A 544-nucleotide genomic window follows, 5' to 3' on the forward strand; every position below is an offset into this window, starting at 1 on the left:
TAGGTGGGCAACGTATTCCCCTGAGCCTGCTACCGCCCGAGACAATGGGCCCTATGGTCCACCTGTTGTCAGAGAGCTTGGTTTGGAGCTTTAACGAGCATCGGGAGCGTGCATTGATTATGCTGCTTTCAGCTGTGCGCACTTGGCGACAGTTTATCGAGGTGTTGGAACACTGCGATCCCAAAGCCCAAAAGGTAAATGCCATGGAGAGTCTGGCACGAATCAACTCGCTACTCGATGCCCGCGAGCAACGCTTCTTCAATCGCTTTATTGATGGGCTGGCCGTCAATCCGAAAGCCGAACGCAGTGAGGAGCGCATGGCCTGGACGCCTAGCTCTTTTAGTACCAAGCAGGACATTCTATTGGCAGCGCAACGCAGCGGCAGGTTTACAGGGCTGGCGTAAGCGCTGAAAGTGACAAGGGCGGATGGTTACGCCCTTGTCTGCTCCTTACTCAGAGTGGCTGATCAGACTGTATGGAGCAGCGGAAGCCGAATCCCGGAAAGTATCTACTTTTGACTGGCTCATCAGCCCAGCGCCGAACC

1 pseudogene is annotated in these 544 nt (G+C 55.0%); it reads left to right on the forward strand.

Going from position 1 to position 544, the window contains the following annotated elements:
* Window positions 1-404 (forward strand): annotated as a pseudogene (locus tag EKA13_RS27550) (LysM domain-containing protein); the annotation flags it as partial.
* Between the last annotated feature and the right edge of the window lie 140 nt (window positions 405-544).

The organism is Pseudomonas defluvii (assembly GCF_001695625.1).
GTDB lineage: Bacteria > Pseudomonadota > Gammaproteobacteria > Pseudomonadales > Pseudomonadaceae > Aquipseudomonas > Aquipseudomonas defluvii.